General features: G+C 70.7%; 22 protein-coding genes. 10 read left to right on the top strand and 12 right to left on the bottom strand.

From position 1 onward, the window contains the following. Nucleotide 1 precedes the first annotated feature (1 nt). Nucleotides 2–616, bottom strand: coding sequence for a LysE family translocator (locus tag EZM51_RS00635; RefSeq protein ID WP_136706151.1), 615 nt, complete (start codon nucleotides 614–616; stop codon nucleotides 2–4). Between the two features lie 138 nt (nucleotides 617–754). Between EZM51_RS00635 and EZM51_RS00630 the strand changes: the two genes are divergently transcribed. The 3 genes from EZM51_RS00630 to ectB all read left to right on the top strand — a co-directional run bounded on the left by EZM51_RS00630 (nucleotide 755) and on the right by ectB (nucleotide 3,208). Next, complete coding sequence (locus EZM51_RS00630; RefSeq protein ID WP_136706150.1) at nucleotides 755–1,129, top strand: metalloregulator ArsR/SmtB family transcription factor; 375 nt, start codon at nucleotides 755–757, stop codon at nucleotides 1,127–1,129. Continuing rightward, nucleotides 1,126–1,770, top strand: a complete 645-nt coding sequence (locus EZM51_RS00625; protein WP_136706149.1) for an SRPBCC family protein — start codon at nucleotides 1,126–1,128, stop codon at nucleotides 1,768–1,770. The genes EZM51_RS00630 and EZM51_RS00625 overlap by 4 nt, the downstream gene beginning before the upstream one ends. Before the next feature lie 160 nt (nucleotides 1,771–1,930). Beyond that, nucleotides 1,931–3,208, top strand: a complete 1,278-nt coding sequence (gene ectB / locus EZM51_RS00620; RefSeq protein WP_136706148.1) for a diaminobutyrate--2-oxoglutarate transaminase — start codon at nucleotides 1,931–1,933, stop codon at nucleotides 3,206–3,208. Between the two features lie 24 nt (nucleotides 3,209–3,232). On the opposite strand, the gene EZM51_RS00615 is transcribed toward ectB, so the two are convergent. From EZM51_RS00615 to EZM51_RS00605, 3 genes are all read right to left on the bottom strand, one after another. Continuing rightward, the gene (locus EZM51_RS00615; RefSeq protein WP_136706147.1) at nucleotides 3,233–5,416 is read right to left on the bottom strand and encodes a hypothetical protein; all 2,184 of its coding nucleotides are present in this window, start codon (nucleotides 5,414–5,416) and stop codon (nucleotides 3,233–3,235) included. Nucleotides 5,417–5,677: 261 nt separating this feature from the next. Beyond that, nucleotides 5,678–5,995 (bottom strand): metalloregulator ArsR/SmtB family transcription factor, encoded by a 318-nt coding sequence (locus tag EZM51_RS00610; protein WP_136706146.1) that lies wholly within the window; start codon nucleotides 5,993–5,995, stop codon nucleotides 5,678–5,680. Then, the gene (locus tag EZM51_RS00605) at nucleotides 5,992–6,489 is read right to left on the bottom strand and encodes an SRPBCC family protein (RefSeq protein WP_248305385.1); all 498 of its coding nucleotides are present in this window, start codon (nucleotides 6,487–6,489) and stop codon (nucleotides 5,992–5,994) included. Before EZM51_RS00605 ends, EZM51_RS00610 begins: the two co-directional genes overlap by 4 nt. 191 nt (nucleotides 6,490–6,680) lie before the next feature. Here EZM51_RS00605 and EZM51_RS00600 point away from each other — a divergent pair, with 191 nt between their 5' ends. The 5 genes from EZM51_RS00600 to EZM51_RS00580 all read left to right on the top strand — a co-directional run bounded on the left by EZM51_RS00600 (nucleotide 6,681) and on the right by EZM51_RS00580 (nucleotide 10,567). Beyond that, a complete protein-coding gene (locus EZM51_RS00600) occupies nucleotides 6,681–7,190 on the top strand; it encodes a hypothetical protein (RefSeq protein WP_136706144.1) in 510 nt (169 codons plus the stop codon). A 286-nt stretch (nucleotides 7,191–7,476) separates the two neighbouring features. After that, nucleotides 7,477–8,217 carry an alpha/beta hydrolase gene (locus tag EZM51_RS00595; protein ID WP_136706143.1) on the top strand — a complete coding sequence of 247 codons (741 nt, stop codon included), beginning with the start codon at nucleotides 7,477–7,479 and terminating at the stop codon, nucleotides 8,215–8,217. A gap of 224 nt (nucleotides 8,218–8,441) precedes the next feature. Then, complete coding sequence (locus EZM51_RS00590; protein WP_136706142.1) at nucleotides 8,442–9,320, top strand: RNA polymerase sigma-70 factor; 879 nt, start codon at nucleotides 8,442–8,444, stop codon at nucleotides 9,318–9,320. Next, complete coding sequence (locus EZM51_RS00585) at nucleotides 9,310–9,699, top strand: hypothetical protein (RefSeq protein ID WP_136706141.1); 390 nt, start codon at nucleotides 9,310–9,312, stop codon at nucleotides 9,697–9,699. The genes EZM51_RS00590 and EZM51_RS00585 overlap by 11 nt, the downstream gene beginning before the upstream one ends. A gap of 109 nt (nucleotides 9,700–9,808) precedes the next feature. Further along, nucleotides 9,809–10,567 (top strand): SDR family oxidoreductase, encoded by a 759-nt coding sequence (locus EZM51_RS00580; protein ID WP_136706140.1) that lies wholly within the window; start codon nucleotides 9,809–9,811, stop codon nucleotides 10,565–10,567. A 10-nt stretch (nucleotides 10,568–10,577) separates the two neighbouring features. Here the strand turns inward: EZM51_RS00580 and EZM51_RS00575 are convergent, their stop codons facing one another. The 7 genes from EZM51_RS00575 to EZM51_RS00550 all read right to left on the bottom strand — a co-directional run bounded on the left by EZM51_RS00575 (nucleotide 10,578) and on the right by EZM51_RS00550 (nucleotide 18,262). Then, nucleotides 10,578–11,291 (bottom strand): ABC transporter ATP-binding protein, encoded by a 714-nt coding sequence (locus EZM51_RS00575; protein WP_136706139.1) that lies wholly within the window; start codon nucleotides 11,289–11,291, stop codon nucleotides 10,578–10,580. Continuing rightward, nucleotides 11,288–13,048, bottom strand: a complete 1,761-nt coding sequence (locus EZM51_RS00570; protein ID WP_136706138.1) for a branched-chain amino acid ABC transporter ATP-binding protein/permease — start codon at nucleotides 13,046–13,048, stop codon at nucleotides 11,288–11,290. The genes EZM51_RS00575 and EZM51_RS00570 overlap by 4 nt, the downstream gene beginning before the upstream one ends. Before the next feature lie 2 nt (nucleotides 13,049–13,050). Next, nucleotides 13,051–13,926, bottom strand: a complete 876-nt coding sequence (locus EZM51_RS00565; RefSeq protein WP_136706137.1) for a branched-chain amino acid ABC transporter permease — start codon at nucleotides 13,924–13,926, stop codon at nucleotides 13,051–13,053. 86 nt (nucleotides 13,927–14,012) lie between these two features. Next, the gene (locus EZM51_RS00560; RefSeq protein ID WP_211195770.1) at nucleotides 14,013–15,194 is read right to left on the bottom strand and encodes an ABC transporter substrate-binding protein; all 1,182 of its coding nucleotides are present in this window, start codon (nucleotides 15,192–15,194) and stop codon (nucleotides 14,013–14,015) included. A gap of 238 nt (nucleotides 15,195–15,432) precedes the next feature. Beyond that, a complete protein-coding gene (locus tag EZM51_RS20950; RefSeq protein ID WP_248305384.1) occupies nucleotides 15,433–15,642 on the bottom strand; it encodes a hypothetical protein in 210 nt (69 codons plus the stop codon). Continuing rightward, nucleotides 15,642–16,055, bottom strand: a complete 414-nt coding sequence (locus tag EZM51_RS20945) for an LLM class flavin-dependent oxidoreductase (RefSeq protein ID WP_248305383.1) — start codon at nucleotides 16,053–16,055, stop codon at nucleotides 15,642–15,644. The genes EZM51_RS20950 and EZM51_RS20945 overlap by 1 nt, the downstream gene beginning before the upstream one ends. A gap of 77 nt (nucleotides 16,056–16,132) precedes the next feature. Then, nucleotides 16,133–18,262, bottom strand: coding sequence for a helix-turn-helix transcriptional regulator (locus tag EZM51_RS00550; RefSeq protein WP_136706136.1), 2,130 nt, complete (start codon nucleotides 18,260–18,262; stop codon nucleotides 16,133–16,135). 273 nt (nucleotides 18,263–18,535) lie between these two features. Here EZM51_RS00550 and EZM51_RS00545 point away from each other — a divergent pair, with 273 nt between their 5' ends. Next, the gene (locus tag EZM51_RS00545; protein WP_136706135.1) at nucleotides 18,536–19,246 is read left to right on the top strand and encodes an alpha/beta hydrolase; all 711 of its coding nucleotides are present in this window, start codon (nucleotides 18,536–18,538) and stop codon (nucleotides 19,244–19,246) included. A 119-nt stretch (nucleotides 19,247–19,365) separates the two neighbouring features. On the opposite strand, the gene EZM51_RS00540 is transcribed toward EZM51_RS00545, so the two are convergent. Continuing rightward, nucleotides 19,366–20,082 carry a MerR family transcriptional regulator gene (locus tag EZM51_RS00540; RefSeq protein ID WP_136706134.1) on the bottom strand — a complete coding sequence of 239 codons (717 nt, stop codon included), beginning with the start codon at nucleotides 20,080–20,082 and terminating at the stop codon, nucleotides 19,366–19,368. A gap of 80 nt (nucleotides 20,083–20,162) precedes the next feature. On the opposite strand from EZM51_RS00540, the gene EZM51_RS00535 reads away from it, so the two are divergent. Continuing rightward, nucleotides 20,163–20,621: a DUF6194 family protein gene (locus EZM51_RS00535; protein ID WP_136706133.1), complete on the top strand. Its 459-nt coding sequence runs from the start codon at nucleotides 20,163–20,165 to the stop codon at nucleotides 20,619–20,621. Nucleotides 20,622–20,641: the final 20 nt, after the last annotated feature.

Raw genomic sequence — 20,641 nt, 5'->3', positions numbered from 1 at the left:
GCTACGACCTCGCCTCGAGGGCGAGCCGCCCGGCGAGCAGCACATAGGTCGCGGCGAAGGTGCGGCGCAGCCACGCCATCACTCGCGGTCGGCCGATCACCTGCCGGCGCATCGTCGCGGCGAAGACGCCGTAGACGGCGAACACCACGAAGGTGACCGCCATGAACACGAGGCTCAGCCAGATCATCGTCAGCGTCGCATTCGCCGCGGTCGCCGGAACGAACTGGGGAAGGAACGCGAAGAAGAAGATGGTCAGCTTCGGGTTCAGCAGGTTGATGAGCACGGCCGTGCCCGTCACCCGCCAGAAGGAGACCGGGGTGCCGTCGGCATCGACCTCGATCGCCGAACGATCGCGAACCGTCTGCCATGCGAGGAGCAGCAGGTACGCGACGCCGAGCCACTTCACCACCTCGAACGCGAGCGCACTGGCGTGCAGCAACGCGGCGAGACCCATGATCGCGGCGACCATGTGCGGAACGACCCCGAGCGTGCACCCGAACGCCGCGATGAGGCTGGCGCGCCGGCCGCGTGCCAGGCCGGCGCCGATCGTGTACACCGCGCCGGTGCCCGGGGTTGCGACCACCACCAGCGTCGTCAGCAGGAATGCCACGGTCATCGGGATGCCTCCTCGTTCGCGTTCCTCGATCCTGCCGCGGCCGCCGGAATGACGCCAGCCCGTCGGCCGAGGCTGCGCCTGCCGGCCCGATCGAATTAGCCTTGACTCATATAAGCTCTCGCTAATACAATCGACCGCATGCACGCGTTCGATGTCCTGGGCGACCCGGTGCGCCGGCGCGTGCTCGAACTGCTCGCCGACGGCGAACGCAGCGCGGGCGAACTGACCGAGGCCGTGATGCACGAGTTCGGCATCACCCAGTCGGCCGTGTCGCAGCACCTGCGCGTGCTGCGCGAGAGCGGCTTCGCCTCCTCGCGCGCCGAGGGCCCGCGACGCGTCTACTCCTTCGAGGCAGAGGGGATGCGGCAGGTGGACGAGTGGATGACGCCGTTCCGGCGGTACTGGACCCCGCGACTGCTCGCGCTCGAGACCGAGATCGCCCGCGGCAGGCGGGCCGAGCGAGCGAGCGACGACGAACCGCAGAACACGAAGGAGAAGGAGGAACGGGAATGAGCGAGTACGCGGCCGAGGCCGACCGCCTCATCACCGAGGCGCGGCGATCGGTGACCATCGAGAAGCAGGATGCCGCGGCCGCCACCGTGCTGACCGCGAGTCATCTCTACCGCACCGACATCGACGACCTCTGGAACGCGATCGTCGACCCGCAACGCCTCGCGCGCTGGTTCGGACCCGTGAGCGGCGACTTCCGCGTCGGCGGCAGCTACGCCGTCGAAGGCAACGCCTCGGGAACGATCCGCACCTGCGACGCTCCCACCGGATTCACCGCGACCTGGGAGTTCATGGGCGGCACGAGCGAGCTCACCGTCACGCTCGCGCCCGAGGGCGATGCCACGCGCCTGACGCTGCAGCACTCCGGCGAGGTGCCGTACGAGTTCTACGACCAGTTCGGCCCGGGTGCGACGGGCGTCGGGTGGGACAACGCCCTGCTCGGACTCGCGGCATACCTCGCCTTCGACACCGAGGCGCCGGTCGAGTCGACCGAGTGGGCGACGTCGAGCGAGGGCCTCACGTTCATCCGTTCGTCGGCGACCGCGTGGGGCGACGCCGCCATCGCCGCCGGCGAGCCCGACGAAGTCGCGCGGGCATCCGCCGAGCGCACCGCCGCGTTCTTCTCCGGCGCCGGGCAGGTCTAGGGTTCCGCGGCGCACGCGAGCACCGGAGCGCCGTCCCGCACCCGCCCGCCCGACCCGGCCCGCGAGCGGGTGCGGGACGGCGGCGTGCACGGAATGCCCGGCCGCAGGACGTAGGGTCGATTCACCGTCTTTACCCTGCCTCGAGAGGAGCACGCCTGCCATGAGCAGCGACGCAGCCCTGGATGTCTTCGACCGTCGCGAGTCGGAGGTGCGCGGATACATCCGCGCGTTCCCGACCGTGTTCGACCGTGCGACCGGTTCGACGCTCGTCGACGCCGACGGACGCGAGTACCTCGACTTCTTCGCGGGGGCCGGCGTGCTCAACTACGGGCACAACAACCCGGCGTTCACGCGCGCCCTCATCGAGTACCTCGAGCACGACGGCATCATCCACGGCCTCGACATGGCCACGTCCGCGAAGAAGGCGTTCATCGAGGCCTTCGAACGGTTCGTGCTCGAACCGCGCGGACTCGACTACAAGCTGCAGTTCACCGGGCCGACCGGTGCGAACGCCGTCGAGGCGGCACTCAAGGTCGCCCGCCGGGCGACCGGCCGTTCCACCGTGGTGGCGTTCACGAACGCGTTCCACGGCCTGAGCCTCGGCGCGCTCGCCGCGACCGGCAACAGCCACTACCGCGGGGCGGCGGGCGTCGGCCTCGACGACATCGCGCGCCTGCCCTACGACGGATACCTGGGACCGGATGTCGACACGCTCGACCTCCTCGAGAAGATGCTCGACGACCGGGGTTCGGGCCTCGACCTTCCGGCCGCGGTGATCGTCGAGGCCGTGCAGGGCGAGGGCGGCATCAACGTCGCGAGCGCACCCTGGCTGCAGCGGCTCCGCGAGATCACGGCCGCTCGCGGCATCCTGCTCATCCTCGATGAGATCCAGGCCGGCGTCGGCCGCACCGGCACGTTCTTCGCCTTCGAGCACGCGGGCATCGTGCCCGACCTCGTCACCGTCTCGAAGTCGATCTCGGGTTCGGGACTGCCGATGTCGCTCGTGCTGCTGCGCCCCGACGTCGACGTGTGGAAGCCCGGCCAGCACACCGGCACCTTCCGAGGCAACAACCTCGCCTTCGTCTCCGCACGCGTCGCGCTCGAGACCTACTGGGCCGACTCCGCGTTCACCGAGGCCATCGCGGCGAAGGCGGGGGTTCTGCACGATGAGCTCGAGCGCATCGCCGCCGACCACCGCGACCAGGGCCTCGTCGTGCGCGGCCGCGGCCTCTTCCAGGGCCTCGCGTGCGATTCCGACCGCAGCCTCGCCGGCCGCATCTCGGCCGAGGCGTTCCGCCGCGGGCTCGTGATCGAGACCTCGGGCGCCTTCGACGAGGTGCTGAAGTTCCTGCCGGCACTCACGATCTCGGAGGAGGAGCTCGGCCGGGGTCTGGCCATCGTGCGCGCGAGCCTCGACGCCGTGCTCGCGACCGGCTGACCCGGGCGCACGCGCGCCGGCCGCTCAGTCCCCGCTCGCCGACGAGGTGTCGCGCGTCGCGATCCAGTACACGGTGTACGAGTAGCCCGAGACGATCACCGTGCCCAGCACGATCTCACCCCCGAGCCGCGCCGCGTCGGCCGCCGTCGACACGGTCAGGTAGCCGTTCTTGATGGGGAACATCAGGCCGGTCGGCAGGCCCTTGATGCCGTTGACGCGGAGCTGCGCGACCGTCTCGGCGAGGGCCTCCTCGAGGCCGCGCATGATGTAGGACTTCTTGTAGAGCGTCATGCCGAGGCTGGCCCGGAACTCGCGGAACAGGAGCAGTTTCGGGCTCAGGATCGAGTGCACCTGTTCGTGGAACCTCGCGAGGTTCTGCTCGGCGACCGTGCCCTGCGTCGAGTACCAGTAGTCGCCGTACCGGTTGGTGCCGCCGTGGCCGGCGGGCTTCGATGCTTCGCCCCTGACCGTCGCCTTGTGGAACCGCGCTCGCTCGCCGGCGTTCGCGACATCGGCGGCGACGTCGGCGGCGGCGGTGTCGGCGGATGCCGCGGCGTCTCCTGCGACCCCGAACCGCGTCGCGGCCTTGCGGCCGAGCTCGTCGGCGGCCTCGTCGCCGACCACCGTCGCCGCCCGGGCGCGGAACGCGCCGAGCGCCTCGGGAGTCCGCATCGCCCCGAGGGCCCGCGCGCTCGGACGCACCGCCCGCGCGAGCGGCCCGAGCTCGAGGCCGAGCGACAGGGCGTCGATGACCACCCACGTGAGCGTCGGCTCCTTCAACGAGATGTCGGCGACGGATTCCTCGACCGCGACGTTCTCGGCGGCGGACTCGGTGCGGTACTCCGAGATGCTGCCTGCGAGGTTGCCGGCTCCCCACGCGGCCGCGACCGCCATGCCGACGGCCGGGGTGAACACGAGGCCCGCGACCACGGAGGTCACGATCGCGAGCGCGACCTTCACCCAGCCGAGGAAGGTCTCGTCGGACTCGATCTCGGCGATGCGACGTCGCACGGCTCCGATGAGCACCGGGTCCTCGACCCCGAGCCGCTGCAGCGTGATCTGGAGCACGTTGTGCAGGTTCCACACCTTGAGCTCGTCGTCGGCGATGGCGCCGCGCACCCGGGCGATGTTCTCGAGGATGTCGGCCACGGGTCCGCGCACGACCTCGCCGAGTTCATCGTAGGGAGCCCTCGAGAACATGCCGGGGCGGTACGTCGAGTTGAGCAGGATCGGGTAGTCGCGTCCGAACCCGAACCGGGCGGCATCGTAGACGGCGCGACGTTGCGGTTGGAGTTGCCGGTTCTTCTCGAGGTTCGCGATGTCGACGAGCACGCTCCGCTCGCCCTCGGGGATCATCGCCTCGAACTCCTCGGCCGTCGGCACGCCGGCCACCGGGCGGAACCGGCGCAGGGCCTCCTCGGCGACGCGGATCGACATCTCGATGGGGTGCGGGTCGATCTCGCCGAGGGTGCGGTCGGCGTCGAGCAGCCCGTCGATGTCCGGGCTGCACACGTTCTGCGAGTAGCGCTCCTGCTCGGCGCGGGCCTGCTCCTCGTTGGCGTCGAGCATGCCGTCGGCCACGAGACGCGCCTCGCGGAGGACCATTCGCGGGAACTCCTCGTTCACGAGGCGCAGCAGCGCCGCCTCGTCGGCGACACCGAGCTGCGCCAGCCGCGCGTCGATGCGCTTCGTGAGGTCCGCCTCATAGCCGTGCGCGGTGGCGTACTCCTCGAACAGGCCGCCCTGGTCACCGCCGGCGGTGCGCGCCCTGGCCTCCATGTCGGCGAGTGCCCGGCGGGCCGAGTCACGTCGCTCGATCATGCCCACCAGATCGCTGCCGCCGGTCGCCTGCCGCAGCCGGTTCGCGTCGCCCTCGCCGAGAGCGGGCCGCAGCAGCGACGTGTACCGGTCGGGAAGCGGTCGGCCGTCGGCACCGATCGGCGCGGCGCGCGGCGCCGGACCTCCGCCACCGGTCGCCCACGGTGCCATGCTCATGTTCGGATTCGTCGGCGTTGTCGGCGTGAGCGTCAGCTCGGGCGGGACGACGAGCGTGGCCTGGCGCGCAACGGTCATCCGTGTCCTGTCATCGCCGACCCCGTCGCGAGCGGATGCCGCGACGAACCGGGCGGTGGCGGCGTTCCCGCCCGTGCGCTGCAACGCGAGCAGGTCGGCGCCCGGCATGCGCATGAGTCCCGATGAAGGGTTCATCGAGATCCTGGGCAGCGCCGGTGCGGTCGTCGCGGCGCGGCCCGCCACCGGGGCGGACGGCCGCTGCGAACGCGCGGCGCCCACAACCGGATGCGGGACCGGCCGGCCGGGACGCACGCCGGGCTTCGCGCCTGCCGTACCTCGCATGGATCGGACGCTACCGCCGCGACACGGACACCGCACCACTGCTGCCCGTGCGGGCAGCAGCTGTTGCCCGATCGGGCAACCGGCCCACCGTCGTGCCGTGGGCGCAACCTGAGGCTAGAGCCCCTCGGCGATCTCCTTGATCGCGGCCAGGCGGCGATCCCACTCGGCGCCGATGTCCTCGAGCCGGCGGGCCGTGGCGCTCAGCTGCGACCCGATCACGCGGTAGCGCACCTCGCGGCCCACGCGCACCGGTTCGACGAGGCCGACGCCCTGCAACACGGCGAGGTGCTTCGCGATCGCCTGCCTGGACACGGGGAGGCGCCCGGCGAGGGCGGACGCCGACGCGTCTCCCTCGCCGAGCGCAGCCAGGATGCTCCACCGGGTCTCGTCGCCGAGCGCCGCGAACACCGGAACCAGCGTTCCAGAGGTCACGCGGCACCCTCGGAGCCGTCGGAGCCCTCGGAGCCCTCGAGCAGCGCGACCAGCTTGTCGAGCTCCAGGACCCAGCCCTCGGCGTGGTCCGCCATGTTCGCGGCCGGATCGGACGTGAGGTCGAATCCGGTCTCGACGACCGTGAGCCGGGTGCCGTCGGGCACCTCCTCGAGGGTGAAGGTGAAGACGGTCGAACGGTCGTCGATCGCGTCGGGCAGGCGCCCGGCCGAGTCGGCGTTGCCCCAGCGGTACGACACCATGCGCGGGGCATCCACCGCCTCGAGGCGCAGCGGAACGACGCCGAACTCGGGGAAGGTGATGGTGCCCGTCGCCCCGGCGCCCGCGCCGTCGAGCACCACTTGCCCGAACCACCGCGAGATGTGCTCGGGCTCGGTGACGGCGCGCCACACCTTGTCGACGGGGGCGGCGATGCGGATGGTGCGACGAACGCTGAATGCGGCCTCGTCGATGACGGATGCCGGGTTGTCGGTCATGCTCACCATGATCATTCCTCTCTGCGGATGCCTGCTACGAACGGGTTGCGGGTGGCCGTCATCATCTCTCCCCGATCAGTGCAACTCGACAGTTGCAGGTTGGGAGAATTATTGCAACCCCTGAATTGCAGATTGCGCGAGCAGCGCGACCGCTGGCAGCATGGCGGCAACCCTACGACCGCGGAGGCCGCATGCCCGAGATCCTCGAACGCCGGCCGAGCGCCGCGCTCTCGACCCTGCCCGGGGCGGCGGTGCTGCTTCGCACGCGCCGACTGCTGATCGGGGCGCTGATCGCGGCATTCGCCTACACCGCGCTCGGGGTGGGGTCGCGGTCGTACTGCCCCGGCGGGTTCACCGGCAACGGCGGATTCCTCGACGCCTCCGGGCAGCCGACGGATGTCGCGCCGCAATGCCTCACGCTCACGCTGCAGCCGGGCGGCATCGTCTACGCGGCCATCACGATCATCGTGCTCGCCGCGATCACGCGCGTCCTGCGGTCCGCCGCGAGCGAGGCCGCCGCGATGCGCACGCTCGATCGCGCCGCGGTCGCGATCATCATCGTCGTCGTCGCCTGGACGCTGGTCACGCAGGTCTCGTTCTTCACGATCCCGCTCGACGGTTGGGACGGCACCGAGCCGTTCTTCTTCCCGTTCGTGTTCGGCAACGTGCACGTCGAGGTGACGCCGCTGTCGAACGGTTGACCGCACGGGCGGCGATCCGATGCCGGCGCCGACCCTGAGCGCAGGTGCCCCGAGGCGTGATCGAGTTCGCGGGTCGAGGAGCGACGAAGGAGCGCCTCGACCCGCGCGACCCGCCGGGTTTCGAGACGGCGCTGCGCGCCTCCTCAACCCGCGGAGTTCGAGACGGCGCTGCGCGCCTCCTCAACCCGCGGAGGAGCCCGCGTCACATCCTGCCGCCGCGTCCGGTCAGAGCTGATCGAACACCGCGCCTGCACCCCGTGGGCACCGGATCGAGAAGGGAACACCCATGTCAGACCACAAGCCGACCGTCGTGCTCGTGCACGGCGCGTTCGCCGAATCCGCCAGCTGGAACGGCGTCATCGAGCGCCTGTACGCCGAGGGCGTCACCTCGGTCGCCGTCGCCAACCCGCTCCGCAGCCTCGCGGGCGACGCCGCGTACGTGCGCGACGTGATCGCGTCGATCGACGCGCCCGTCGTGCTCGTCGGCCACTCCTACGGCGGACTCGTGATCAGCGAGGCATCCGCCGGCAACGCCCGCGTGGCCGCCCTCGTCTACGCCTCCGCGTTCACCCCCGAGCCGGGCGACAGCGCGTTCTCGCTCTCGGCGAGCGCGCCCGGATCGACCCTCGGCGAAGCGCTCGAGGCGCACCCGATCTCGACCGGCGGCATCGAGTTCGCGATCCGTCGCGACGTGTTCCGAGAGCAGTTCGCCGCCGACGTGCCCGTGCAGGTCGCCGGCCTCATGGGTGCCACGCAGCGCCCGGTCACCGAGGCCGCGCTGCGGGATGCCGTCGCGGCATCCGTACCCGGCTGGAAGGACCGCCCGTCGTGGCACGTGTTCGGCAGCGAGGACCGCAACATCCCGGTCGCCGTGTTCCGCGCCGGGGCCGAGCGCGCCGGGTCGCGCGGCACCACCGAGATCGAGGGCGCCTCGCACGCCATCACCGTGTCGCAGCCCGACGCGGTCGCGGCGACGATCCTCGACGCCGTGCGCTCCGTGACCGAGGCGCGCGCCGCCGCGGCGTGAGCCGGCACCGCCGGACCCCGCATCGATCGACGCCCGAGCCGAAGCCCGAGCCGATGCCCCGGGCGCGCGGAACCCACCCCGGGTCTCGCGCGTCCGAGGCATCCGGAGTATCGTCCGTGCCATCCGGAACGAGTCGGCGGGGGCTGTCACAACCGTGCGATCCACCCGGTCTCAGTTGCAGGGGACGAATTCGACCCCATCCGCCGACTGATTGGGATCACCGCATGGATGCCGACCTCGACGAGGCCCTTGCCACGTTCTCCGCCGTGCGCCCGCGGCTCTTCGGCATCGCCTACCGCATGCTGGGCAGCGCCACCGAGGCCGAGGACCTCGTGCAGGAGACCTGGCTGCGCTGGCAGGGCACCGATCGATCGGTGGTCGAGAACCCGCCGGCGTTCCTCGCCACGACCACGACCCGACTCGCCATCAACGCCCTGCAGTCGGCGCGTGCCCGCCGCGAGACGTACGTCGGCCCATGGCTGCCCGAGCCCGTCGACACGAGCAACGACCCCACGCTCGGTGCCGAGCGTGCCGAGGCCCTCGGATTCGCGGTGCTGGTGATGCTCGAGCGACTCACGCCGACCGAGCGTGCCGCCTACGTGCTGCACGAGGCGTTCGCGTACCCGTACTCGCTGATCTGCGAGATCATCCAGGTCTCGGAGCCCGCCGCGCGCCAGCTCGTCAGCCGCGCGCGCAAGCACCTCGCCGGGGAGCGTCGGCGCGAGGTGTCGCAGGAGGAGCAACGGCGCCTGCTCACGGCGTTCGTGAGTGCCGCGCAGACGGGCGATCTCGACGCGCTCGAGCGCCTGTTCGCCGAAGACGTCGTGTCATACTCCGACGGCGGCGGCTACGTGCGCGCGTCGAAGTTCCCGGTGCGCAGCCGCGAGACCGTGGCGAAGTACGTGCGAGCGTTCCACACCCACTTCTGGACCGGCGTGGAGGTCACCGAGGCGGTCGCGAACGGCCAGCCCTCGGTGCTCCTCTCGAAGGACGGCGCGACGTTCGCGGTGCTCACCGTGGTCGCGTCGCCCGGGCGCATCGACCAGGTGCTCTGGATGATGAACCCCCACAAGCTCGGCGCCGTGACGCACCGTGCCGCGTGACGACCTCGCCGCCCGCCTCCTCCTCGCGCTCGACCTGCGCGACGAGCGTGCGCTGGCGAGCCTCCTGACCCCCGACGTCGCCATGGTCGCCGACACGGGCGACCAGACGGGCGGTGAGCTGCGCGGTCGGGTGCGCGTCATCCGTGCACTGCTCGGGCTGCGGATGCCGCATCCGGATGCCTCGCTCGAGATCGTGCACGTGAACGGCGGGCCCGGTCTCGCGATGCGCCGTCCCGACGGCTGCGTCGTCGGCGTGCTCGTGATCGACGCGGACCGCGGCCGCGAGCCGGACGGCGGCCACGCGATCGACCGGCTCTGGCTGACCACCGCGCCCGGCAGGCTCGCGCACTGGAATCGGCGTCGGCCCGTCGTGGAGTGAGGAGGGTCGCAGCATCCGCTCGCGCCACTGTCACAGACGCCCCGGCTGCCCGGTCGGAGCTTGTGACGGCAGCGGAACCGCCGCAGCCCCACACGGAAGGCACCAGGTCATGAAGATCGTCGTCATCGGAGGCACCGGCCTCATCGGATCCAGGGTCGTGTCGGAGCTCGCCGGGCGCGGGCACGAGGCGATCGCCGCGTCGCCGAACTCGGGCGTGAACACGCTGACCGGCGAGGGCGTCGCCGAGGCGCTCGCGGGCGCCGACGTGGTCGTCGACGTGTCGAACTCGCCGTCGTTCGCCGACGCCGACGTGCTCGCGTTCTTCACCACGTCGACCCGGAACCTGCTCGCGGCCGAGCGCGCGGCGGGCGTGCAGCACCACGTCGCGCTCTCGGTGGTCGGGAGCGACCGGCTGCCCGACAGCGGATACCTGCGCGCCAAGGTCGCGCAGGAGCGTCTCATCGCCGAGTCCGGCCGCCCGTACACGATCGTTCGCGCGACGCAGTTCTTCGAGTTCGCGCTCCGCATCGCCGACGAGGCGACGGTCGACGGCACGGTCCGCGTGTCGACGGGGCGCATGCAGCCGATCGCGGCAGCGGATGTCTCGGCCGCCGTCGCGCGTGTCGCCGAGGGCTCGCCGGCCGACGGGATCGTCGAGATCGGCGGCCCCGAGCAGCTCTCCATGGCGGAGTTCATCGGCCGCGGCCTCGCCGCGAAGGGCGACACCCGCTCGGTCGTCGCCGACCCCGACGCGCCGTACTTCGGCACGACGCTGACGGGCGACGAGCTCACCCCCGGACCCGACGCGCAGCTGGCGACGACGACCTTCGCGGATTGGCTGGCCGCCCAGCCGGCGCCGGTGAAGTAGCCCGGCGCCCTCAGCTCAGCCCGAGATACGCCTCGATCACCCGCTCGTCGGCGAGCAGGTCGCCGGCAGGACCGGAATGGGTGATCTCACCGGTCTCGAGCACGTAGCCGACATCGGCCGCCGCCAGTGCTCGTCGCGCGTTCTGCTCGACGAGCACCACGGTCGTGCCGGCATCGCGGATCTCGGCGATGACCGCGAAGACCTCGTCGACGATCTTCGGGGCGAGCCCCATCGACGGCTCGTCGAGCAGCAGCACCTCGGGCTTCGCCACGAGTGCCCGGGCGATCGCGAGCATCTGCTGTTCACCGCCGGAGAGCGCGCCGGCCGGCAGCTTCCGGCGCTCGTTGAGGATCGGGAACCGCTCGTAGACCTCGGCGATGCTGCCGGCCATCGTTCGACTGCGATGCCAGCCGCCGAGGCTGAGGTTCTCATCGACGGTCAGCGTGCCGAGGATCTCGCGGCCCTCGGGCACCTGCACGAGGCCGGCCCTGACGAGCTGGTGCGCCGGCTTCCGGGTGATGTCCCTGCCGTTGAATCGCACGGCGCCGCTCTTCGGGCGCACGAGGCCCGCGATCGCGTTGAGGATCGACGTCTTGCCGGCGCCGTTCGCGCCGATCAGGGCGACGAGGGCCCCGGGCTCGACCGCGAACGAGACATCTCGTACCGCGTCGACGCGCCCGTAGCTCACGTTCAGGCCTTCGACGCTGAGGATCGGCTCGCTCATCGTGCGTCCTCCGTTCCGGCCGCGTCGTCGTGGCCCTTGACCGCGTCGGCCGCGACCTCGGCGAGTTCCTCCGCTGCGGTGGCGGCTGCGGCATCCCCGTCCGCTCCGAGGTAAGCCTCGAGCACCCTCGGGTCCCGGGCGATCTCCTCCGGCGTGCCCGCCGCGATGACCTCGCCGAAGTTGAGCACGGTGATGCGATCGCACAGGGCGAGCATCATCCGCACGTTGTGCTCGATGATGAGCACCGCGACGCCGTCGGCGGCCAGGGAGCGGATGAGCTCCGACAGGCGCTCGGCCTCGACGTGGTTCATGCCCGCGGCCGGCTCGTCGAGCACCAGCAACGTGGGATGCGACGCGAGCGCGCGGGCGATCTCGAGCCGGCGCTGGTCGCCGTACGAGAGGTCTCCGGCCGCGGTCGTCGCCTTGTCGCCCAGCCCCACGCGAATCAGCTGGGCGGATGCCACAGCCGCCGCCTGCCGTTCGAACCGGCGAGCGGAGGGAAGGAACACCAGCCGCCTGAGCAGGGTGTCCCGGCTGATGCGGTAGCCGCCGACGAGCACGTTGTCGAGGGCCGAAAGACGATTGAAGAGCTTGATCTGCTGGAACGTGCGCGCGATTCCCGCCGACGCGAGCCGGTGGGCGCGCGTCTTGGCGGCCAGCTCGATGCCGAGCACCGTTCCGGATCCGCCGGTCGGGGCGGTCACGCCGGTGACCATGTTCACGAGCGTCGTCTTGCCCGCCCCGTTGGGACCGATCAGGCCGAGGATCTCCCCCGTGGCGAGGGTGAGGTCGACGTCGTGCACCGCTCGCACGCCGCCGTACGACTTGCCGAGGCCGCGAAGGCTCATGACCTCCGTGCCACGTGCGGGCAGGGGCTCGAGCTGCGGGAGCGCCGCCGGATCGCTCACCAGCTTCGTGGACGACCTGCGCCGCGGGATGAGTCCGGCGAGGCCGCCCGGGAGGAACAGGATGACGACGAGCAGCAGGAGTCCCGAGATCGCGGGCCGGATCCAGCCGGCGTCGATGCCGAGGGTTCGCTGGAGTTCGGGAAGCGTGGAGAGGAAGACGGATCCGAGCAGCGGCCCGACGAAGAACGTGGTGCCGCCCACGACGGCGGTGACGAGTCCGTCGACGGCGGCCTCGAACGAGAACTGGTTCGGGTCGGCGAACCGCGTGAAGTGTGCGAAGAGCACCCCGTAGAGGCCGGCCACCGCGCCCGCGATGACGAACGAGGCCATGCGATAGCGGGGGACGTCGATGCCCATCGTGGTCGCCGCGAGCTCGTCTTCGCGGATCGCGGCGAACGCCCGGCCCATGCGCGAGCCCGACAGCCGCCAGAACCAGAACGCCACCAGCGCGAGGGCGATCCATGCCGTCTCGATGCCGACGAGCTTCGGGAAGCTGAGTCCCTGTGCGCCGTTCGTCCACGACTGGTTGATGAGGAAGATCCGCACCATCTCGCCGAACGCGAGCGTGGCGATGGCGAGGAACACCCCGCGGAGTCGCATGACCGGCAGTCCGAGCACGAATGCCGCGATGACGCCGACCGCCATGCCGAACACGACGCCGATCAGGAGCGGGGGGATGAACCCGAACAGCGGCTCGTTCGGGACGACGAGCGATGACGTGAATGCGGCGAGCGATGCGAGCCCGACCTGCGCGAGGCTCAACTGCCCGGCGATGAGCACCGCGTAGAAGCTGAACGCGAGGATCGCGGTCAGCGCGATGAAGGTGAGCAGTGACGAGTATTCGAACATGCCTAGACCTCACGCACCTTGCGAGCGCCGAAGATGCCTTGCGGCCGGATGATGAGCACGAGGAACAGCAGGCCGAACGCGACCATGTCGCGCCATGAACTGCCGACGGTGTTGACCGCGTACACCTCGGCGAGGCCGAGGATGAGCCCGCCGATGAGGGCGCCCGGCAGCGAACCGAGCCCGCCGAGGATGATCACGGCGAGTGCCTTGAGCTCGACGGCGTGCCCGATTCCCAGGTTGGCGGCGTTCACGTTGAGCGTGAAGAGCACGCCCGCCACCGCGCCGAGGGCGGAGGAGATCGCGAACGTCATGCTGCTGATGCGGCCGACGTTCAGCCCGAGCACCGCGGCCGCATGCGGGTTCTCGGCGATCGTGCGCATGCCGCGTCCGAGCTTGGACTTCGCGACGACCCAGGTCAGCACGACCATGAGCCCAACGCTGATCACCAGGATCATGAGCTGCAGCAGCGAGAAGGTGGCCCCCAGGAACTCCAACCGGGTGGAGGGGAAGGCGTCGGCGGGGAAGCGGCGCGTGTCGGCCCCGTAGAGGGCCTGCAGCACCGACAGGATGATGGCCCCGAAGGCGATCGACGAGATCAGCCCGGCGAAATGCGCGTCGTGTCGCCCGGCGAGCGGCCGGAACGCGATCCGCTCGATGAGCACGCCGAGCAGCGCGCCGAGGGCGAAGACGATCGGGATGGCCAGCCAGATGGAGAGACCCCATCGGGTGACGACCTCGATCCCCACGAGCGCACCGGCGGAGAACACGGCGGCGTGGGCGAGGTTGAGTCGATCGAGGATGCCGAAGACGAGCGTGAACCCGATGGCGAACAGCGCGTAGATCGAGCCGAGGAAGATCCCATCGACGAATAGCTGCATGATGTCGTCCCTAAGTCGAGCCGTGCGCCGCCGAACGATCCGGCGACGCACGGCTCACGCTAGCGTGTGCGTGCCCTGGTGAAGGGTCAGTCGAGGATCGCGAACTTCCCGCCCTCGACGACCTGCACAAGCGCCTCGTGCTCGGCGTCGCGGTTCTCGTTGATCGAGACGTCACCGAGGACGGTGGGCAGGCCGGTGATGCCGCCGAGTCCTGCCTTGATGTCCTCGCGCTCACCGGAGCAGTTCGCACGGACGGCCTCGTCGACGATCTGCATGCCCGCGTACGCCTGCGCGGCGAACTGGTCGGGGGCGCCGTCGAACCGCTCGGTGTACGCCTCGATGAACGCGACGTTCTGCTCGTTCTCGGACGCGGAGTTCCACGCCGCACCGACGATCACGCCTTCGGCCGCTTCGCCGGCGCCGCTGATGAGCGCAGGCGAGTTGAACCCGTTGCCACCGATGATCGGTGCGTCGATGCCGATCTCACGCGCCTGCGTGACGAGCGGCACTGCCGCCTCGATGAGCGCCGACACCACGAGCGCATCGGGGTCGGACTGCTTCGCCTTGTCGAGGAGGGCACGGAAGTCCGTGTCGGTCTTGGAGAAGGTCAGGGTCTCGATGACCTCGACGCCCTCGTCCTCGAGCGCGGCGGCGAACGCCTGGTATCCCGACTCCGTGAACGCGTCGTCGTTGCTGTACATCACGACGACCTTCTCGAGGCCGAACTCCTCGACTGCGGCGGCCACCGTCTGCGGGATGACCGCGTCCTCGGTGAGCGAGTCGCGGAAGATGTAGTCGCCGATCTCGGTGATCCCGGCGGCGGTGTTGGACACGCCGAGCACCGGAACCCCGGCCTCCTGGGCGATCGGGTTCGTCTGCTTGGCCGTGTTCGAGAGCGTCGGGCCGATGATGACGCTCGCACCGCTGCTGATGAACCCGTCGAACACCTGGATCGCCTGCTGGGGGTCGGTGGCGTCGTCTTCGACGGTCAGCGCGTAGGTGACGCCGCCGACCTCGTTGAGGTCGTCGACCGCCATCTCGAGGGCGTTCTTCTGGCTGCTGCCGTACTGCGCCGCGGCCCCGGTGAGGCTGAATGCCGCGGCGATGGGCACCTCGGACTCGATGCTGCACTCGGCGCCGGTGCCGGTGCCGACGAGTCCGCCGGCCTCCGCGTCGTCGCCCGCGGGAGGCGTCGTCGAACAGGCGGCGAGGGCCAGTAGGAGGAGTGAGCCGCCCGCGATGGCGGACAGGTGTCGTGAGCTCATCATTGAGGACCTCTCTTGGGGGGGGATAGGTAGGGTGGCGTAATCCTATGACGGCCGCTCGACGCCGAATCCCCCGTGGCGGTGCACGCTCGAAATCGTTATCGATTCGCATCGATGCATGGGGGAAGTCGGGACGAACGACGCCGACGCGCGGGACGGCGGGGGACGCTCGGCACGAATCGGCTCGCGGCGCATCCCCCGGCCCGCGGGATCCCCCGCGCTCGGTCGCGAACGGCCGACGTCAGCCGCGCTCCCGCGCCACGAGCTCGCGCACCGCCGGCGCGATCTCGGCGCCGAACCGCTCGATGATGCCGGGGTCGTCGCCGCCGATGAGGAACGCGCTCAGGCCGTGCTCGAGCGCGAGGCCGGCGAGCTCGTCGATCCACTGCTCGACGGGGCCGTCTTGGGGTCCGCGCGACACGGGCGAGAGGCCGACCCGCATGAAGTTCATCAGGCGGCGCACGTCGCTCGGCGACCGCCCGGCGCCGAGGCGCCGTGATGGGACATCCGGCTCGGGGCATCCACGTTCCAGAGGTCGCGGATGATCGCGATCGCCTCGCGGAGCGCGTCGACGCCCTGGCCGGGCGTCAGCCTGCGGCCGCCCATCGCCGCGATGCCGTCCCAGTACGAGCCGGCGCCGATTCCGAGCTCGAAGCGGCCGCCGCTCAGGATGTCGAGGGATGCCGCGGCGCGGGCCAGCACCGCCGGCGGCCGCAGCGGCAGGCTGGTGACGTTCGCACCGACGTGCACGCGCTCGGTGCGGGCGGCCACGTAGGCGAGCAGCGTCGAGGTGTCGAGGAAGGCCGACTGGTAGGGGTGGTCCTGGAACGTCACGAGGTCGAGGCCCGCGCGGTCGGTGGTCACGGCGAGGTCGACCGCCTGGCGGGCGCTCAGACCGGGGCGAGCGAGGCCGTTCGAGACGCGGCCACCGCGCGAAACGCTCAGCCGCTTCGCGACTCGTCTCGCCGGGTCTCCGAGTGCGTCGGCCCGTCGTCGGCCTCGACGGTCGCGGAGAGTGCGTCGCGCAACTGCGCGCGGGTGGCGATGCCGAGCTTGGGAAAGATCTTGTAGAGGTGGCCGCCGACGGTCCGCGGCGACAGGTACAGCCGTGCACCGATCTCCTTGTTCGACAGGCCCCCGGCCGCGAGTTCCGCGACTCGCGTCTCCTGCTCGGTGAGATCGGCGACGCGCACCTCGATCTCCCTCTGGCATGCACGGAGCTCGCGCTGCACGCGGTCCAGCCAGGCGCCCGCCTGCACGCTGGCCAAGTCGAACTCGACGCGGACCAGATGGCGCCGCGCCTCGGCCGTTCGGCGCGCCCGTCGCAATCGTTCGGCGTACACGAGACGCAGCCGGGCGGCCTCGTACACGAACGGAAGCGACTCCGCGCGGGCCAGCAACTCCTCCATGGGTGCCAGCGTCGTCCGCGCAGCGATGACCGCGTCGCAGGCGGCCAGCACGAAGTCCGCCCGTTGCGAGTGCTGCTGTCGGAGAGCGTCGCGGAACCGCTCCACCCGCGCCACCGCCTGATCCTCCTCCTGCACCATGAGCGCGTAGTCGACGAAATCGAACAGCTCGATGGGCCCGCAGGGGCCCGTCGTCAGATTGAGGACGTCGGACTGCCTGGTGGACAGCAGGGCCATGGCGTGTTCGTAGTGGCCGCGCGGCCCCTCGATCATGACCACGACGGAATCGAGGATCGCCCTCAACCGATGCGCTCGCCGCACGACCGGCTCGGCGAGCACGCGGTCCACGCGCCGCCGCGCCGCTTCACGCTCCCCCCGGAACGCTTCGGCGAAGGCGAGCATGGCCTCGGACCCGACACGCATCAGCGGAACGGGCACGGTGTCGGTCGTGGTCTCGAGCGCGACCCCCAGTGCCGTCTCGAGCTCGTTCCAGAGCTGATTGTGCGCGAGCATGACCGATACGTAGGTCGCCTCGACCGCCCGCACGAGTCTGTTGCCGACGCGCTTCGCCAGCCCGGCAGAGGGAGCGAACGACCCCAGACGCATGTGGCGGTACGCGTGCACGATGGTGGCCACGCATCCGGCCAACTGCGACCACCCTCGCCCATCGGTCGCAGCCGGGAAGCCCAAGTGCGGCTCGGATGCGGCGTTGGGCGCCCCGATCGTCGTGGCGATCGCGACGACCTCCGGGTGCAGTGGCACCGAGGCCGCGGAGCAGGCCTGGATGTACCCCTCCCACGCACCGGGGTCCGCGTCGACCACGTTGATGAGGGCATATGCGGCGAGCGCCTCGCCGACGGCGTCGGAATCGAGGCGGTCGCTCGTGAGCCGCGCGCGAATGGTCGCCCTCCCCGCGGAGGGATCGCTCTCGACGAGCGCCTGGCGGAGCGCCCGGGCGGGAGCGCTCTCTCGGATGAGCACCCGCGTGTCGGCCGACGCGAACCGCTCCATCACTCGTTCCGTGACCGCGAAGTCGCCATCGAGTGCCGCGATGTTCGCAGCGGCGGCGGCCAGCGCGGCGGCCGTCTTCGGGTCGGGCGCGGAGTCGGCAGCGCTGACAAGGCAGTGCACGGCCCACGACGGCCGGTCCGCGCGGGCGAAGAAGTCGGCGGCGTCGACGAGGTCGGCGACCTCGACCGTCTCGTCGGCGAAGAGCAGGTGGAGCGCGCCTCCGCGCGGGGAGTGATCCGAGGAACGCATGCCGCCGGCGAGCCGGTGGTCGTCGGGTTCGGCCCCGGCGAGGACGGCGACGCGGTGCAGATTCGACGTCCAGCGAATCCGCCCCCACTGGGCGATGTCGACGAATCCGGTCGCCGCCGCGGAGGCTCGTTCGGCGGTCAGTGCGCCCATCTCGCCCTGGAGGGCGAACGCGAGGAGACGGCCACGGAGCTCGGGCGTCAATGCGCGGAAGTCATCGACGAGTTCCACACCCTCGGAATTCAGGTCGACGAGTCGGGGTAGGACGCCGAACCACTGATCCTGCGGGTCGAGCCGCTGTGCCGCGACCGCCGGTACGGCTCCCGCACCGTAGACGTCCTCGAGGTGTCGGAGCGCGAGGGCGGATGGGGCGGGCGTGTCGTTCCCGAGAGACGACCGGGGGGCCATTGTCCGATGATACGGAAAGCGCGGGTCGGCGCGCATTCCCCGATCACCCTCTCGCCCTGCTGTGCCGTGATTCCGGCCGCCGATCGCTCGTCCCGATCGACCCGCCGATGACTCGGACGGGTCGATCGACTCTTCGCCGGACGCCAGGCGGCGGTGCAATATATTGCGTGCGATATTTGTTACAACCCCATGCGTCGCCGAGCGACCGCCCACTCCACGGGACTCCCGCCGGCGACGCCGGCGGGAACGGAAAGGAAACGGAAGGAAACGGAAATGACCACCACAGAGCAAGAGATCAGGAACGTCGTGCTGGTACACGGGGCGTTCGCCGACGGTTCGGGATGGCGCGGGGTGTACGACAACCTGACGGCCCGGGGCTACCGCGTGAGCATCGTCCAGAATCCGCTCACCTCGCTGGAGGACGACGTCGCCGCCACCAGGAGAGTCCTCGACCTGCAGGACGGCCCGACGATCCTCGTCGGCCACTCCTGGGGCGGAACGGTCATCACCGAGGCCGGCAACCATCCCGCGGTCGCCGGACTGGTCTACGTGTCGGCGCTCGCCCCCGACAGTGGCGAGAACACCTCGAAGCAGTACGAAGGGTTCGCGCCCACTCCGAACTTCGTCATCGACGTCACCGATGACGGATTCGGCTTCCTCAACCACGACACATTCAAGATCGGGTTCGCTGCCGATGCCAGTGATGCGGATGCCGCGTTCCTCCGTGACACGCAGGTGCCGATCAACATGTCGGCCTTCGCCACCTCGGTGACACACGCCGCATGGAAGGACAAGCCGACGTGGGCCGTCATCGCCACCGAGGACCAGTCCTTCGACCAGGCGATGCTGAACCACATGGCGACGCGGGCCGGTGCAGAGATCACGCACGTCTCGGCCAGTCACGCCCTCTTCATGACGCAGGCCGGCGTCGTCTCCGACGTGATCGCCACGGCCGCAGAGAACGCCCTCGTCCGCGCCCGCTGAACTCACCGACCGCATCCGGACTCGGGCCGGTTCGCACACTCCGTGCGGACCGGCCCTGACGGGATTAGTCGAGGCATTGCGAACCCCTTCGTCGTGCCGGCTTCCACCGAGGGAGCGCGCTATGCTCGGCGCAGGCGAGTGATGACCTGCGCGAGGTCCGTCCCCGCCTCGAGGAGCAGGACCGTGCGGGTGGCGAGGTCGTCGAGTCGCCGCTGCAGCACGCGGCCGGTCGCGTCGCCCGCATCGACGTCGTCGAGCGAGGCGAGGATGTCGCGGACGTCGGGGATCCGGTATCCCGCGCCGCGCAGGGCGGCGACGATCCGCAGCGCCCGGATGCTCGCCGCGTCGTAGATCCGGACGCGCAACGAGGTCACCCGTTCCGGCACGACGAGGCCCTCCTGCTCCCAGAAGCGCAGCGTGGAGGACCGCACGCCGAGCGCGCGGGCGAGCTCCGTGATGGTCATGGTGTCGTCGGCACCGGATGCCGCGGCGCCGGCCTCGACGTCGGAGTCGCCTCGGATCCATCGCAGCGCATCCTGGGCCCGAAGGAGGCGCGCCCGCTCGGTCGCGAGGCGCACGTGCACCGACCCGATCTCGGCCGCGGCATCGGCGACCGTCATCGTCCAGATCCCGACGAGCAGGCGGCGTGCCTCGACGGGGCCGATCGCGGCGGCGAGCCCCCGATACGCGGCGAGCGCGCGCACATGCAGCGACGAGTAGGAGCGGTAGCCGTTCTCCCCGCGCGCGGCCGCCGGAATGACTCCGAGCCGCTCGAGGTCGCGAACCTGCTGCACCGAGTACCCGGACGCCGCGGAGACCTGTGCCGTCCGAAGCATCCGGCTCCCGGCGCCTTCGGAAGTCAACGTCATGGCCGAACCCCACAGAAGCACTTCAAGGTCACGCTTGAACTATGAGTATGGAGCAGATTCTCGAGATCGTGCGCACCTTCGACGGCGTGCTGATCCTCGCCCCGGGGCCCGGCAGCGAGTTCCCCGAACTGGCGTGGGGCGACGCGTTCTTCTACTACGCGCCCGATGGACGGGTGCCGCAGAACGTGCAGCCCTACGGCACCGTCGTCACCAAGGACTACCCCGACGACACCGCCTCCCACCTCGCTGCACCCGAGCGCTGGCGGCTGAACATCCACGTCGGCCGGCAGTCCTTCGAACGGCTCACCGGCGAGACTCCGCGCACGCTCCGTCGCGTCCGCGACTTCGCGGCCGTCGATGAGATCAACCCGCATCCCGTCTACGGGCCGCTCGGCTGGATCGCGATCGTGAACCCGGGCGAGCGCACCATGGAGACGGCGATCGAGCTGTTGCGCGACGCGCACGAGGCCGCACGACTCCGCCACGAGCGTCGCCGCGAGGGGTGACCGCCGACTGCGCCTGTGAC

The sequence above is a fragment of the Agromyces sp. H66 genome (genome assembly GCF_004959775.1).
Taxonomy (GTDB): Bacteria; Actinomycetota; Actinomycetes; order Actinomycetales; family Microbacteriaceae; genus Agromyces.
This window is presented reverse-complemented; position numbering and strand designations above follow the sequence as displayed.